11 protein-coding genes are annotated in these 14,433 nt (G+C 71.7%); 7 read left to right on the top strand and 4 right to left on the bottom strand.

Going from position 1 to position 14,433, the window contains the following annotated elements:
* Positions 1–64: 64 nt before the first annotated feature.
* The gene (locus CP969_RS12220) at positions 65–802 is read right to left on the bottom strand and encodes a TetR/AcrR family transcriptional regulator (protein WP_016826583.1); all 738 of its coding nucleotides are present in this window, start codon (positions 800–802) and stop codon (positions 65–67) included.
* Positions 803–1,076: 274 nt separating this feature from the next.
* Here CP969_RS12220 and CP969_RS12215 point away from each other — a divergent pair, with 274 nt between their 5' ends.
* Both CP969_RS12215 and CP969_RS12210 read left to right on the top strand, forming a co-directional pair.
* Positions 1,077–2,294: an adenylate/guanylate cyclase domain-containing protein gene (locus CP969_RS12215; RefSeq protein WP_016826584.1), complete on the top strand. Its 1,218-nt coding sequence runs from the start codon at positions 1,077–1,079 to the stop codon at positions 2,292–2,294.
* A complete protein-coding gene (locus CP969_RS12210) occupies positions 2,281–2,772 on the top strand; it encodes a Pycsar system effector family protein (protein ID WP_016826585.1) in 492 nt (163 codons plus the stop codon). Before CP969_RS12215 ends, CP969_RS12210 begins: the two co-directional genes overlap by 14 nt.
* Positions 2,773–2,917: 145 nt before the next feature.
* Here the strand turns inward: CP969_RS12210 and CP969_RS12205 are convergent, their stop codons facing one another.
* Complete coding sequence (locus CP969_RS12205; RefSeq protein ID WP_026085249.1) at positions 2,918–3,358, bottom strand: VOC family protein; 441 nt, start codon at positions 3,356–3,358, stop codon at positions 2,918–2,920.
* A gap of 264 nt (positions 3,359–3,622) precedes the next feature.
* Here CP969_RS12205 and CP969_RS12195 point away from each other — a divergent pair, with 264 nt between their 5' ends.
* A complete protein-coding gene (locus tag CP969_RS12195) occupies positions 3,623–6,628 on the top strand; it encodes a bifunctional [glutamine synthetase] adenylyltransferase/[glutamine synthetase]-adenylyl-L-tyrosine phosphorylase (RefSeq protein WP_016826587.1) in 3,006 nt (1,001 codons plus the stop codon).
* Here CP969_RS12195 and CP969_RS12190 read toward each other — a convergent pair.
* Positions 6,610–7,605 (bottom strand): phosphatase PAP2 family protein, encoded by a 996-nt coding sequence (locus CP969_RS12190; RefSeq protein ID WP_016826588.1) that lies wholly within the window; start codon positions 7,603–7,605, stop codon positions 6,610–6,612. The two genes, CP969_RS12195 and CP969_RS12190, sit on opposite strands and share 19 nt — an antisense overlap.
* 132 nt (positions 7,606–7,737) lie before the next feature.
* Positions 7,738–8,772: a LacI family DNA-binding transcriptional regulator gene (locus CP969_RS12185; protein WP_004988955.1), complete on the bottom strand. Its 1,035-nt coding sequence runs from the start codon at positions 8,770–8,772 to the stop codon at positions 7,738–7,740.
* Positions 8,773–9,194: 422 nt separating this feature from the next.
* On the opposite strand from CP969_RS12185, the gene CP969_RS12180 reads away from it, so the two are divergent.
* The 4 genes from CP969_RS12180 to CP969_RS12165 all read left to right on the top strand — a co-directional run bounded on the left by CP969_RS12180 (position 9,195) and on the right by CP969_RS12165 (position 14,361).
* Positions 9,195–10,466 carry an extracellular solute-binding protein gene (locus tag CP969_RS12180; protein WP_016826590.1) on the top strand — a complete coding sequence of 424 codons (1,272 nt, stop codon included), beginning with the start codon at positions 9,195–9,197 and terminating at the stop codon, positions 10,464–10,466.
* Between the two features lie 96 nt (positions 10,467–10,562).
* Positions 10,563–11,567 carry a carbohydrate ABC transporter permease gene (locus CP969_RS12175; protein ID WP_004988957.1) on the top strand — a complete coding sequence of 335 codons (1,005 nt, stop codon included), beginning with the start codon at positions 10,563–10,565 and terminating at the stop codon, positions 11,565–11,567.
* A gap of 13 nt (positions 11,568–11,580) precedes the next feature.
* Positions 11,581–12,498 carry a sugar ABC transporter permease gene (locus tag CP969_RS12170; RefSeq protein ID WP_004988958.1) on the top strand — a complete coding sequence of 306 codons (918 nt, stop codon included), beginning with the start codon at positions 11,581–11,583 and terminating at the stop codon, positions 12,496–12,498.
* A 168-nt stretch (positions 12,499–12,666) separates the two neighbouring features.
* Positions 12,667–14,361 (top strand): glycoside hydrolase family 13 protein, encoded by a 1,695-nt coding sequence (locus CP969_RS12165; RefSeq protein ID WP_016826591.1) that lies wholly within the window; start codon positions 12,667–12,669, stop codon positions 14,359–14,361.
* The last annotated feature ends 72 nt before the right edge of the window (positions 14,362–14,433 follow it).

Genomic DNA, 14,433 nt, shown 5'->3' with positions numbered 1-14,433 from the left:
GCGGCGACGGCGAGTGACGGGAACGGACGCCGCGGCACGCCAACGGGTGACGCGGGCCCCGGCCTCACCGCTCGACGGCGGCACCCGTCCGTTGGGCCGGTGAGCGTTCCACGCCGAGCAGGGCGAGCAGGTCGTCGATCATGTGCTCGAAGAGCGGGACGCAGTCGCCGAAGGCCGCGGCGAGGTGGTGGTGGACGGACATGCAGAGCAGGCCGTAGATCTGGCGCCAGCACGTGACCATGAGCAGGACGACGCCGACCGGGAACTCCTGGCCGATCAGGCGGCGGTAGGTGAGCAGTTGGGCGCGCAGCGCGGGGTCGATCTCGTCGTCGGCCGGGTGGTCGAGCCCGCCGCGCTGCCAGAGCCGGGTGAACAGGTCCCCGAAGAGGCCGCCCAGCTCCCTCGCGAGGACCTGGTCCACCGCGCTCTCGGTGGCCAGGCGGGCGTATCCGGCGCCCATGAGGAGGTCGAACTCGGCGGGGTGGCCGAGGGACCAGTCCAGCACGGCGCGGGTGGCGGCGTACAACTGGGCGCCCAGGTCCTCGGGGTCCTCGCGCCGGACGGCCGCCGAGACGGTCGACACGAACTCGTCGGTCAGGTCTTCGTAGACGGCGAGGACCAGGCCCTTCTTGCCGTCGAAGTACCGGTAGAGGGCCGGCGGGGAGACACCGACGGCGCGGGCCACCGCCGACAGGCTCAGGCCCTCGACGCCGTGCGCGGCCGTGAGCCTGCGCGCCTCGTCCCTGGCCTCGCGCTCCAGCGCCGCGCGCATGCGTGCGCGGCGCGACGGCCCGGTCTGCATGCCTCTCCCTCTCCGATCGCATCGACGTTCGACATTCGACATGGAGTTCATGTCACTACATCACACGTGGGGGCATTCCCGGGCTTGCGGTGAAGGGTGTTCGCGTGGTTAATGGTATTAACGAAGTGATGGGTCGTCACTCTGTTGTTGTCGAAGGGTCTGCCGGGTCGCCCGGACGGTCCGGGAACAGCCGAGGGTGGGCGGCCCCCGGGCACCGGTCGACGGGGCCGGGTGCCGGGGGCACGGAGAACAGCACATGCAATGGGGGTAGCTCATGGCCACGGACCACTTCTCGCTCTTCCAGGAAGCGCTCAACCACCAGGACCGCCCCCACCGGGTGATCCTCTTCGCGGACCTCGCGGGCTCCACGGAGATGAAGGGGAAGACGGGGGAGGTCGGCTGGCTCCCCACCATCGGAAAGTTCCTGGACATCACCACCCGGGCGGTCACCGAGCACGGCGGGACCGTGGTCAAGTACCTGGGGGACGGCACCCTGGCCGTGTTCGACGGAGAGCGCGCGGCCGAGGCGATTTGCGCGGCCATCACCATCCAGGAGCTGCTGAAGGAGGAGAACAGCCGGGGCAGCGTCAACGACTGCCTCGCCACGGTCGGGATCGCGACGGGCCGGGTCGTCGAGTACCAGGCCCCGGGCGGCGGCCTGGACTACATCGGCTCCGTGGTCGACCTGGCCGCCCGGCTGTGCGGCGCCGGAGCGCCCCAGGCGATCTGGGTCGACAGCGTGACCGTCGCCTCGGCCAACATGAGCAAGGTCAGCTCCGGGATGGGCCGGGCGCTGGAGTACTCCCCGGACGACTACCTGTCGGACGAGGAGAAGGTCGACCTCAAGGGGTTCGCGAAGCCGATCAAGTACCGCGAGGTGATCTGGCACAAGAAGGCGTTCGGTGTGAAGAACACCGTGCTGACCGAAGCCATCGACCGGGCCCAGACGCAGGCTCACGTCCAGGTGCAGCAGAACCGGCTCCGGGCCCGGGCGACGGTGCCCCCGCAGGCGGGCCCGTCCGCGCGGCCCGTCATCGAGACGCTCGACGGCACGGTGACCCGCTGGGACCCGGAGCAGGGCCGGGGCTTCATCGCGACGGCCGGGCACGGCGACCACTACGTCGACCGCCGGTTCCTCGTCAACGAGCAGAACCTCACCGAGGGGGGCGCCGTGCGGTTCGTCCCGCTGCCGCCGCTCAAGGAGGGGCAGCGCCCGGTGGCCGGCTGCACGGTCCAGGAGGGGCACGAGATCCGGGGCACCTTCCAGAACGTCCGGACCGACAAGGGCTACGGCTTCGTCGAGGTGCGCGACACGCGCGGCAACCAGCAGAACCTCTTCGTGTTCCTCGGAGACGCGGCGGCCGGGCACAGGTTCGGGGACCCGGCGACCCTGGAGGTGCGCCGGAACCACAAGGGGATCTCGGGGCAGCTCGTCGGTGTGAACGGGACCGACGGCGGTGACGACGGCGGTGCCGGCAGTGACCTCGCCTGATCGGCACCTTCGGCCGGCCCTGGCCGAGGTCCGCGCGGAACTGAGCCGGGCGGACCAGAAGGCGGCGACCCTCCTGGCGCTGTTCTCGGCGATCACGGCCGGGATCGTCGCCGCCTTCGGTGTGCGCAGGGCCGGTGTCTTCGCGCTCTGGAACGGCGTGGAGTGGATGGCCTGGGGCGGGCTGGTCTGCCTGGCCGGCAGCCTCGTCCAACTGCTCGTCTGCGTCAGGCCGGGCGGTGTCTCCCGTCTCGCGGGCAGCGCCTACTTCCTGTTCTACGCCCAGTACGCGGGCCGTCCGGGCGATCTGGCCGCCCACCTGTCCGCGCCGGGGGACCACGACCTGGACCGGTGCGCCCAACTCGTCGAGCTGTCGGTCCTGGTGACACGCAAGTACCGGATGATCGCGCGGGCGGTGGACCTCCTGGGGTGCGCGCTCGCCCTGGTCGCCGGGGCGATGCTGCTCGACGCGCTGCGCTGACGCCCGGGGCCGGGTCCCGGGCGTCAGGTTCTTCTTCGGCGACTTCTCCTCAGCGGCCGGACCGGGGCACCCGGTCCGGCCGCTGGGAGGGACCGTCGTGCGCTCCGGCCCCACGGGCGTGCGGCACCCGTACCGTACGGCGGGTCTACGCCCCCGCCTGCTTCGCCAGCAGCCGGTGCAGCGGCTCCGCCGCCCGCCGCCGGTACTCCTGGACCGCCCAGCCGTTGCCGTCCGGGTCCTTGAAGTACAGGAACGCGGCGCCGTCGTCCGGGGAGTAGCGGACCGGCTCGGAGACCTCCAGGCCGCGCGCGGTCAGTTCCGCACGGGCCGCCTCGATGTCGGTGACGCAGAGCTGGAGGCCCTGGTAGGAACCGGGAGCGGGGCGGGGGCCGGGCAGGGTGTTCCAGAGGGTGTCGCCGAGGGCGATCGAGCAGCCGGAGCCGGGCGGGGTGAGCTGGACGATGCGCAGGCCCGGCATGACCTCCTGGTCGATGTCGACGTGGAAACCGACCTTGTCCCGGTAGAAGTCCCTGGCCCGGTCGATGTCGCTCACCGGCAGCGGGATCACTTCGAGGGTCATGTCCATGAACTCGACTCCTTGGTCGACGTCGTCGGCACGCACCGGCATCGGGCGAGCCGCCACCGGGTCCGGCCGGACGGCTCCCCCTCACCGAAACCGAAAACGGCCCGCGGCGCCACCGAGGGAACGTCGACGCGTCCCCCGGGCCGTGAGGGGAGGTGCCCGCCCCGGCCCCCGAAGCGGTCGCGGGCCGCCCCGGGGCCGCGGACCGGTACTCCGGCTAGGCTCATGGCCGTACGAGCCTGATCCGAGGCACGAGGGAGGCCGGGGATGACGTCGGCGCCGGGGCGCAGGAGCAGTACCTTCACACGGCTGCTGCGGCACGGCTTCACCGACCCCTCCGCCGCCGAGCGCCTGCTGGACGGCCCCGAACTGGCGGCCGTGCGCAACGACCCGGTGCTGCTCGAAGCCCTCGGCGCCACCGCCGACCCCGACCTCGCGCTGCTCGGACTCGTGCGGCTGCTGGAGGCGCAGCCCGGTGCCACCGCCCGCCAGGAACTGCTGGACACGCTGATCTCCGCCAAGCCGCTGCGGGACCGGCTCCTCGGTGTGCTCGGCGCCTCCGACGCCCTCGCCGACCACCTCGCCCGGCACCCGAAGGACTGGCAGGCGCTCGTCACCTACGAGCCCCGCGACCTGCACCCGGGCGTCGAGGAGTTCGAGCGCGGCCTCGCCGGTGCCACCGATCCGGTCGCGCTGCGCGTCGCCTACCGGCGCTGCCTGCTGTCCATCGCCGCCCGCGACGTGTGCGGCACCACCGAGATCGCCGAGACCGCCGCCGAGCTCGCCGACCTCGCCACCGCCACCCTGCGCGCCGCCCTCGCCCTGGCCGGCGCCGCCGCGCCCGAGGACGCCGCGCTGTGCCGGCTGGCGGTGATCGCGATGGGCAAGTGCGGCGGACACGAGCTGAACTACGTCTCCGACGTCGACGTCGTCTTCGTCGGCGAGGCCGCGAACGGGGCCGACGAGGGCAAGGCGCTGCGCGCCGCCACCCGCCTGGCCTCGCACATGATGCGGATCTGCTCCGAGACCACCGTCGAGGGCTCCATCTGGCCCGTGGACGCCAATCTGCGCCCCGAGGGCCGCAACGGGCCGCTCGTGCGCACCCTCGCCTCCCACCTCGCCTACTACCAGCGCTGGGCCAAGACCTGGGAGTTCCAGGCGCTGCTCAAGGCCCGCCCGGTGGCCGGCGACCTCGCGCTCGGCGAGGAGTACGTCGCCGCGCTCCAGCCGCTGGTGTGGCAGGCCGCCGAGCGGGAGAACTTCGTCGCCGACGTGCAGAAGATGCGCCGCCGGGTCGTGGAGAACATCCCCGCCGCCGAGGTCGACCGCCAGCTCAAGCTCGGCCCCGGCGGGCTGCGGGACGTCGAGTTCGCCGTGCAGCTCCTCCAACTGGTGCACGGCCGCGCCGACACCTCCCTGCGCAGCGGCACCACCCTCGACGCGCTGAAGGCCCTCGCCGCCGGCGGCTACGTGGGCCGCGCGGACGCCGCCCAGCTCGACGACGCATACCGCTTCCTGCGCTCCCTGGAGCACCGCATCCAGCTGTACCGGCTGCGCCGCACCCACCTCGTCCCCGAGGACGAGGCCGACCTGCGCCGCCTGGGCCGCTCCCTCGGCCTGCGCACCGACCCGGTGACGACCCTGACCCGGGAGTGGCGGCGGCACACCGCGGTCGTCCGGCGGCTGCACGAGAAGCTGTTCTACCGGCCGCTGCTCGACGCCGTCGCCCAGCTCGCCCCCGGCGAGACCCGGCTCAGCGCGGAGGCGGCCCGGGAGCGGCTGGTCGCCCTCGGGTACGCCGACCCGGCCGCCGCGCTGCGCCACCTGGAGGCACTGGCCTCCGGGGTGACCCGCAAGGCGGCCATCCAGCGCACCCTGCTGCCCGTGCTGCTCGGCTGGTTCGCGGACTCCGCCGACCCGGACGCCGGACTGCTGAACTTCCGCAAGGTCTCCGACGCGCTCGGCAAGACCCCCTGGTACCTGAGGCTGCTGCGCGACGAGGGGGCCGCCGCGGAGAACCTGGCCCGGGTGCTGTCCGCCGGGCGGCTCGCCCCCGACCTGCTGATGCGGGCCCCCGAGGCGGTGGCCCTGCTCGGCGACGGGGACGGCGCGGGGCTCAGGCCGCGCTCGCGCGCCCACCTGGAGCAGGAGGTCCTCGCCGCCGTCCGCCGCGCGGACAACGCCGCCCAGGGCGTCACGGCCGCCCGCGGCGTGCGCCGCCGGGAGCTGTTCCGCACGGCCGCCGCCGACATCATCGGCTCCTACGGCACCGAGTCCCAGCCCGCCGAGGCCGACCGGGGCGCCCTGGTGGACCTGGTGGGCGACGCGGTGTCCGACCTGACCGCCGCCACCCTCGCGGGCACGCTGCGCGCGGTGGTCCGGGAGGGCTGGGGGGACACGCTCCCCACCCGGTTCACGATCATCGGCATGGGCCGCTTCGGCGGGCACGAGCTGGGATACGGCTCCGACGCGGACGTCCTGTTCGTGCACGAACCGCGCGAGGGCGCGGACGAGCAGGAGGCGTCCCGGGCGGCGCACAAGGTCGTCGCCGAGATGCGCCGCCTGCTCCAGATCCCGAGCGCCGACCCGCCCCTGCTCGTCGACGCGGACCTGCGCCCGGAGGGCAAGTCCGGTCCGCTGGTGCGCACCCTGAAGTCGTACGAGGCGTACTACCGGCGCTGGTCGCTGGTGTGGGAGCGGCACGCGCTGCTGCGCGCCGAGCCCGTCGCCGGGGACGAGGACCTCGGCCGCCGCTTCACCGAGCTGATCGACCCGCTGCGTTACCCGGCCGGCGGGCTCGACGAGGAGGCGGTCCGGGAGATCCGGCGGCTGAAGGCCCGGATGGAGTCCGAACGGCTGCCGCGCGGCACCGACCCCAAGCTGCACGCCAAGCTCGGCCCGGGCGGGCTGTCCGACGTGGAGTGGACGGTGCAGCTGCTGCAGCTGCGCCACGGCGCCGAGGAGCCGGGGCTGCGCACCACCCGCACCCGGCAGGCCCTGGCCGCCGCCCGCGCGGCCGGACTGGTCCGCGAGGAGGACGCCGCGATCCTCGACGAGGCGTGGGTGCTGGCCACCCGGGTGCGCAACGCGGTGATGCTCGTACGGGGCAGGGCCGGGGACACCTTCCCCACCCAGCCGCGCGAGCTGGCCGCCGTCGGCCGCTACCTGGGCTACGGCCCCGGCCACGCCGGCGACATGCTCGACGCGTACCGGCGTACGGCACGCAGGGCGCGGGGCGTGATGGAGGAGCTGTTCTACGGGGGCGGTGCCTGACCCGCCGGATCGGCCGGGGCGGGCTCGGAACGGCGGTCGGCCGGAACCGGCTCGGCGCGGCGGTCGGCCGGGGCCGACCCGGAGCGGCTGCGGGGCAGCAGGGGGAGGCGCACCGGCAGCGGGCCCCTGCCGCCGCCCGGCGCCCGCTCCGGCACCCGCCTCGGCAGGGTGTGCGGCAGGCTCCCGTACCAGAGCAGGGCCACCCCGTAGCCGAAGGCGAGGCAGAGCACGCCGCCCACCGCGTCCAGCCAGAAGTGGTTGGCGGTCGCGACGATCACCACGAGCGTGGCCGCCGGGTACACCAGGCCCAGGACGCGCACCCACGGGACGGTGGCCAGCGCGAAGATCGTCAGGCCGCTCCACACCGACCAGCCGATGTGCATCGACGGCATCGCGGCGTACTGGTTGGACATGTTCTTCAGGTCGCCGGAGGCCATCGAGCCCCAGGTCTGGTGCACCACGACGGTGTCGACGAAGTCCTGGCCGTCCATCAGGCGCGGCGGGGCGAGCGGATACAGGTAGTAGCCGACCAGGGCGATGCCCGTGGTCGTGAACAGGACCAGCCGGGTGGCCGCGTAACGGCCGGGGTGACTACGGTAGAGCCACACCAGGACACCCAGCGTCACCACGAAGTGCAGGGTGGCGTAGTAGTAGTTCATGCCGACGATGAGCCAGGTCACCGAGTTCACGGCATGGTTGACGGACTGCTCGACGGCGATGCCGAGCCGCTGCTCCAGTTGCCAGATCCAGTCGGCGTTGCGCAGTGCCTCGGCCTTCTGCTCGGGCACGGCGTTGCGGATGAGCGAGTACGTCCAGTAACTCACCGCGATCAGCAGGATCTCGAACCACAGTCGGGGCCTGCGGGGGGTGCGCGGGCGGCGCAGGCGCCCCCGGGCCGTCCCGTCCGCCGAGTCCGCGACGGGGTGCGGAACGGCCTGGTCGTGGCCTTCCGACGTGCTCACCGTCGTGTCACCCATGGGCAAAGAGTCTGCCAGACAGCTTTCCTCCCGTAGATCATCCCCCGGTCGGGTCCGTCCCGCATGTCCGCGTACGGGTCCGGGGCGGCGAACTCCTCCTGCGGGAGGGCCCGGAAGGCCGTTTCCTCCACCCTAGGGACGGTTTCGTTCCCCAGGGGCCGAAGCGGTCGAACCGCGCACCACCAGCTCCGGCATGAACACGAACTCGCTGTGCGGCGCGGGCGTCCCGCCGATCTCCTCCAGCAGCGTGCGCACCGCGGCCTGGCCCATCGCCGGGACCGGCTTGCGGACGGTGGTGAGCGGCGGGTCGGTGAAGGCGATCAGCGGGGAGTCGTCGAAGCCGACCACCGAGATGTCCTTCGGCACGTCCAGGCCGCGCTGCCGGGCCGCCCGTATCGCGCCCAGCGCCATCATGTCGCTCGCACACACCACCGCCGTGCAGTGGCGGTCCATGAGCGCCGCGGCGGCCGCCTGACCGCCCTCCAGGGTGTAGAGGGAGTGCTGGACCAGCTCGTTCTCCACCGTCTCGGCGCTCAGTCCGAGTTGGTCCTGCACGGTGCGCACGAACCCCTCGATCTTGCGCTGCACCGGCACGAACCGCTTCGGCCCGAGCGCCAGGCCGATGCGGGTGTGGCCGAGGGAGACGAGGTGGGTGACCGCGAGCGCCATCGCCGCCCGGTCGTCGGGGGAGATGAACGGCGCCTGCACCTTCGGCGAGAAGCCGTCCACGAGCACGAACGGCACGCCCCGGGCGCGCAGCCGCTCGTAGCGCTGCATGTCGGCGGTGGTGTCCGCGTGCAGTCCGGAGACGTAGATGATGCCGGCGACCCCGCGGTCCACGAGCATCTCGGTCAGCTCGTCCTCCGTCGACCCGCCGGGGGTCTGGGTGGCGAGCACCGGGGTGTAGCCCTGGCGGGTCAGCGCCTGCCCGATGACCTGGGCCAGGGCCGGGAAGATCGGGTTCTCCAGCTCGGGGGTGATCAGGCCCACCAGACCCTCGCTGCGCTGCCGCAGCCGCACCGGACGCTCGTAGCCCAGGACGTCGAGGGCGGCGAGCACGGACTGGCGGGTGGTGGCGGCGACGCCCGGCTTGCCGTTGAGGACGCGGCTGACGGTCGCCTCACTCACCCCCGCCTGAGCGGCGATGTCGGCAAGTCGTGTGGTCACAGCACCGGACTGTAGCGGCCGTGCCCGGCCTTGCCCACCGAACGCACGCCTGCTGCGCGCCGGCGGACGGCCCGCTGTGGGCTGCTGGGTCATCGCGGTCCTCACGTCGTGGTCGGCGCCCGTTCCGCAACGGATGATTCCCCCGGCGGAAAGGGATGGCAAGTGCTTGCAGAGTCTTGCACACCCGTCCGAATCCCCGTAGTACGCCTGGAAAAGCGGGTCGCGCGGCGGTTGAGGAGAGGTCACGACGGCATAACTCTCCGAGCTGCTTGCAAAATTTTTCAGCAAGGTCTTTCGGAACGATTGCATGGCTGTTACGTTCACGTCGCCCGGCGGCCGCAATGGCGCAGTCGGCAAGTCGGCGGGGACGGCAGACGGGGCCGCTTCCTGCACCACACGGGCTTAACCCTCAAGGAGAACTCATGCGGCGTGGCATAGCGGCCACCGCGCTGGTGGCGTCCCTCGCCCTCGCGGCGACGGCCTGCGGCGGAGACAGCGACAGCGGCGACAAGGCCGACGGCCCGGTCACCATCACCTGGTGGGACACCTCCAACGCGACCAACGAGGCGCCGACGTACCAGGCCCTGGTCAAGGAGTTCGAGGCCGCCAACAAGGACATCAAGGTCAACTTCGTCAACGTCCCCTTCGACCAGGCGCAGAACAAGTTCGACACCGCCGCCGGTTCCAAGGGCGCCCCCGACGTGCTGCGCTCCGAGGTCGGCTGGACCCCCGCCTTCGCCAAGAAGGGCTTCTTCCTGCCGCTGGACGGCACCGAGGCCCTCGCCGACCAGGACAAGTTCAAGTCCAACCTGATCGAGCAGGCCAAGTACGAGGGCAAGACCTACGGCGTGCCGTTCACCACGGACACCCTGGCCTTCGTCTACAACAAGGAACTCTTCGAGAAGGCCGGCGTCGAGGTCCCGGAGACCTGGGACGACCTGAAGAAGGCCGCCGCCACCATCAAGGACAAGACCGGCGTCGACGGCTACTGGGGCTCCACCCAGTCCTACTACGCCCAGCCGTTCCTCTACGGCGAGGGCACCGACACGGTCGACGCCGACGCCAAGAAGATCACCGTGAAGTCGGCCGAGGGCAAGAAGGCCTACGACACCTGGCTGAGCCTGTTCAAGGGCAAGGGCCTGCACAAGGCCGACACCACCGCCGACGCCTACGCCCACATCCAGGACGCGTTCGTCAACGGCAAGGTCGCCTCGATCATCCAGGGCCCGTGGGAGATCACCAACTTCTACAAGGGCTCCGCCTTCAAGGACAAGAACAACCTCGGCATCGCCACCGTCCCGGCCGGCTCCACCGGCAAGGCGGGCACCCCGACCGGCGGCCACAACCTGTCCGTCTACGCCGGGTCCAGCGAGGCGAAGCAGAAGGCCGCGCTGAAGTTCGTGAACTTCATGACCTCGGCCAAGGCGCAGGAGACCATCGCCCTGAAGAACGCCACGCTGCCCACGCGTGACGACGCCTACACCGACCAGGTCAAGGCCGACCCGGGCATCGCCGGCTACCAGACGGTCCTCGAGGCCGCCCAGCCGCGCCCGGCCCTGCCCGAGTACAGCTCGCTGTGGGGTCCGCTCGACGACGAGCTGCCCCAGATCGCCGGTGGCAAGAAGTCCCTGGACAAGGGGCTGAGCGACGCGGAGACCGCGATCGCCAAGCTGGTGCCGGACTTCAGCAAGTAATGCCCGCGTGGCCGCCGGACCCGCTTCCCGGAGGGGAGGGTCCGGCGGCCACCGGCCGTGTGCCGTACTCCTTGATCATCCAGAAGGTGCCGAACCATGACAGTCGCCATCGACCGCGCGACCGGCAAGCGCCGCGGTGACCGTGCGCCCCGCCCCGGGCTGGGCCGCCGCCTGAAGCACGCGTACCAGAAGCACTGGTACGCCTACGCCATGATCGCGCCGGTGATCGTCGTGCTCGGCGTCATCGTGCTGTATCCCCTGGCGTACGGCTTCTACCTCACGCTCACCGACGCGGACAGCCTCAACTCGGCCCGCACCATCGGTGTCAACGAGATCGCGGCCACCTACAAGTTCATCGGCCTGGACAACTACGCCGACATCCTGTGGGGCGAGACGGCCTACGACCGGTTCTGGTCCAAGTTCCTCTGGACGATCGTGTGGACGGCGGCCTGTGTCGCCCTGCACTACGGCATCGGCCTGGGCCTCGCCCTGCTGCTCAACCAGAAGCTGCGCGGCCGCACCCTCTACCGGCTGGTCCTCATCCTGCCGTGGGCCGTGCCGACCTTCGTCACCGTCTTCGGCTGGCGCTTCATGCTGGCCGACGCCGGCATCATCAACTCCGGCCTGGACGCCCTCGGCCTGCCGACGCCGCTGTGGCTGGAGGACACCTTCTGGCAGCGGTTCGCCGCGATCATGGTCAACACCTGGTGCGGCGTGCCGTTCATGATGGTCTCCCTGCTCGGCGGGCTGCAGTCCATCGACGCCAGCCTCTACGAGGCGGCCGAGATGGACGGCGCGAACGCCTGGCAGCGGTTCCGCCACGTCACCCTGCCCGGGCTGCGCTCGGTCAGCTCCACCGTGGTGCTGCTCGGCGTCATCTGGACCTTCAACCAGTTCGCCATCATCTTCCTGCTGTTCGGCAACACCGCCCCGGACGCCCAGATCCTCGTGACCTGGGCCTACCAGCTGGGCTTCGGACAGCAGCCGCGCGAGTTCGCCGAGTCCGCGGCCTACGGCATGCTGCTGCTGGCCATCCTCGTCGTCTTCACCTCCTTCTACCGCCGCTGGCTGAACCGCAATGAGCAGCAGCTCGCGATCTGAGGCAGGAGTCCCCATGAGCACCCTCGACCGCCCCCTGTCCGCCGAAGTGAAGGGCGCGTCGGCTGAGGCGACCACCCCCCGGCGCCCCAAGGTCCGCCGGCGCGGCGAGAGCAGCCCCCTGGCGAGGCTCACCTCGCACGGCGTCCTGACCGTCGCCAGCCTGATCGCGCTCTTCCCGGTCGCCTGGCTGGTCTTCCTGTCCCTCGGCCCGGACAAGGACGACTATCTGCGCCCCGGCGCCATCTGGGGCAAGATGACGCTCGACAACTACGCGTTCGTCCTGCAGAACACGAACTTCTTCGACTGGCTGAAGAGCTCGCTGATCGTCTCGCTCGGCACCACGGTCATCGGCGTCCTGGTCGCCGCCACCACCGGCTACGCCGTCTCGCGCATGCGGTTCCCGGGGTACAAGAGGTTCATGTGGGTGCTCCTGCTCACCCAGATGTTCCCGGTGGCCGTCCTGATGGTCCCGATGTACCAGATCCTCTCGGACCTGCAGCTCATCGACACCTATCTTGGACTCATCCTCGTCTACTGCTCGACGGCGGTGCCGTACTGCGCCTGGCTGATGAAGGGCTACTTCGACACCATCCCGTTCGAGATCGACGAGGCGGGACGGGTCGACGGGCTGACCCCCATCGGCACGTTCCTGCGGCTGATCCTGCCGCTCGCCAAGCCCGGGCTGGCGGTCGCCGCGTTCTACAGCTTCATCACCGCGTTCGGCGAGGTCGCCTTCGCCACGACGTTCATGCTCGACGACAAGAAGTACACGCTCGCCGTCGGCCTGCAGAGCTTCGTCAGCGAGCACGACGCGCAGCGCAATCTCATGGCCGCCACCGCGGTCCTGATCGCGATACCCGTCTCCGCGTTCTTCTACCTGGTGCAGAAGAACCTGGTGGCCGGCCTCACCGCCGGCGGCACGAAGGGATGACCCCCTTCGCACGGCGACTCCCGCGCGCCTGACCGCGCGGGTGGGCGGCCGCGGTGCCCCCTCCTCGCCCATCCGGGCGAGGAGGGACCTCCAGACCCCGCTGACACCGCGGCCGCCCCGTCTCCGGCCCCCACCCGCCTCCCTGTCCGCACTCGTACCAAGGACGACATGAGCCAGCAGCACTCCACCGCCCCGGCCCCGACCCCCACGACCGACGCGGCCCTCGCCACCGTCGACAGGCGCCGCGACTGGTGGCGGGACGCGGTGATCTACCAGGTGTACCCGCGCAGCTTCGCCGACAGCAACGGCGACGGCATGGGCGACCTGGAAGGCATCCGCTCCCGCCTGCCGTACCTGCGCGACCTCGGCGTGGACGCCGTGTGGCTCAGCCCCTTCTACGCCTCCCCGCAGGCCGACGCCGGCTACGACGTCGCCGACTACCGCGCCGTCGACCCCATGTTCGGCACCCTGCTGGACGCGGACGCGCTGATCCGGGACGCCCACGAACTGGGCCTGAGGATCATCGTCGACCTCGTCCCCAACCACTCCTCCGACCAGCACGAGTGGTTCAAGCGGGCCCTCGCCGAGGGCCCCGGATCGCCGCTGCGGGACCGCTACCACTTCCGGCCCGGCAAGGGCGAGAACGGCGAGCTGCCGCCCAACGACTGGGAGTCGATCTTCGGCGGCCCGGCCTGGACCCGGGTCACCGAGCCCGACGGCACGCCCGGCGAGTGGTACCTCCACCTCTTCGCCCCCGAGCAGCCCGACTTCAACTGGGAGCACCCGGCGGTCGGCGACGAGTTCCGCTCGATCCTCCGCTTCTGGCTGGACATGGGCGTGGACGGCTTCCGCATCGACGTCGCCCACGGCATGGTGAAGGCCGAGGGCCTGCCGGACCTGGGCTCCCACGACGAGCTGAAGCTGCTGGGCAACGATGTCACGCCGTTCTTCGACCAGGACGGCGTGCACGACATCTACCGGCAGTGGCGCCTGATCCTCGATGAGTACTCGGGCGAGCGCATCTTCGTCGCCGAGGCGTGGACCCCGACCGTCGAGCGCACCGCCAACTACGTGCGCCCCGACGAGCTGCACCAGGCGTTCAACTTCCAGTACCTGGGCACCCACTGGGACGCCGCGGAACTGCGCGAGGTCATCGACCGCACCCTGGAGGCGATGCGCCCGGTCGGCGCCCCCGCCACCTGGGTGCTGTCCAACCACGACGTCACCCGGCACGCCACCCGCTTCGCCAACCCGCCCGGCCTCGGCACCCAGATCCGCCTGGCCGGCGACCGCGAGCTGGGGCTGCGCCGGGCCCGCGCGGCGACGCTGCTGATGCTGGCGCTGCCCGGTTCGGCGTACGTCTACCAGGGCGAGGAACTCGGCCTGCCGGACGTCGTGGACCTGCCGGACGAGGTGCGCCAGGACCCGGCGTACTTCCGGGGCGCGGGCCAGGACGGCTACCGCGACGGCTGCCGGGTCCCGATCCCGTGGACGCGCGAGGGCTCGTCGTACGGCTTCGGCGACGGCGGCAGCTGGCTGCCGCAGCCGGAGGGCTGGGGCGAGCTGAGCGTTCAGGCGCAGACCGGCGTGCCCGGCTCGACACTGGAGCTGTACCGGGCGGCGCTGGCCGTGCGCCGGGCCCACCCCGACCTGGGCGCGGGCGACGCGGTGGAGTGGCTGCGGGCCCCCGAGGGCGTCCTCGCCTTCCGGCGCGGGGAGTTCGTGTGCGTCGCGAACACCACGAGGGAGGCAGTGACGGTCCCGGCGCACGGGCGGGTGCTGATCGCCAGCGGTGAGGTGGCCGTGGCGGACGGCGAGGCGCGGGTCCCGGCCGACACCACCGTGTGGTGGACCACCGGCTGAGGCCGCCCGGCCCACAACTTTTTCCTACAAGTCGCTGCGGCCCGCTGCCCTTTCGGGTGGCGGGCCTTTAAC

This window comes from Streptomyces viridosporus T7A (genome assembly GCF_008704515.1).
GTDB classification, from domain to species: Bacteria; Actinomycetota; Actinomycetes; order Streptomycetales; family Streptomycetaceae; genus Streptomyces; species Streptomyces viridosporus.
Note: the sequence above shows the minus strand (reverse complement) of the source record. Positions and strands in the feature narration are given on the sequence as shown.

Coding starts and splice junctions, on each gene's coding strand:
- CP969_RS12170 (WP_004988958.1), top strand. CDS start 11,581: ATGAGCACCCTCGACCGCCCCCTGTCCGCCGAAGTGAAGGGCGCGTCG.
- CP969_RS12205 (WP_026085249.1), bottom strand. CDS start 3,358: ATGGACATGACCCTCGAAGTGATCCCGCTGCCGGTGAGCGACATCGAC.
- CP969_RS12190 (WP_016826588.1), bottom strand. CDS start 7,605: ATGGGTGACACGACGGTGAGCACGTCGGAAGGCCACGACCAGGCCGTT.
- CP969_RS12180 (WP_016826590.1), top strand. CDS start 9,195: ATGCGGCGTGGCATAGCGGCCACCGCGCTGGTGGCGTCCCTCGCCCTC.
- CP969_RS12195 (WP_016826587.1), top strand. CDS start 3,623: ATGACGTCGGCGCCGGGGCGCAGGAGCAGTACCTTCACACGGCTGCTG.
- CP969_RS12165 (WP_016826591.1), top strand. CDS start 12,667: ATGAGCCAGCAGCACTCCACCGCCCCGGCCCCGACCCCCACGACCGAC.
- CP969_RS12175 (WP_004988957.1), top strand. CDS start 10,563: ATGACAGTCGCCATCGACCGCGCGACCGGCAAGCGCCGCGGTGACCGT.
- CP969_RS12215 (WP_016826584.1), top strand. CDS start 1,077: ATGGCCACGGACCACTTCTCGCTCTTCCAGGAAGCGCTCAACCACCAG.
- CP969_RS12220 (WP_016826583.1), bottom strand. CDS start 802: ATGCAGACCGGGCCGTCGCGCCGCGCACGCATGCGCGCGGCGCTGGAG.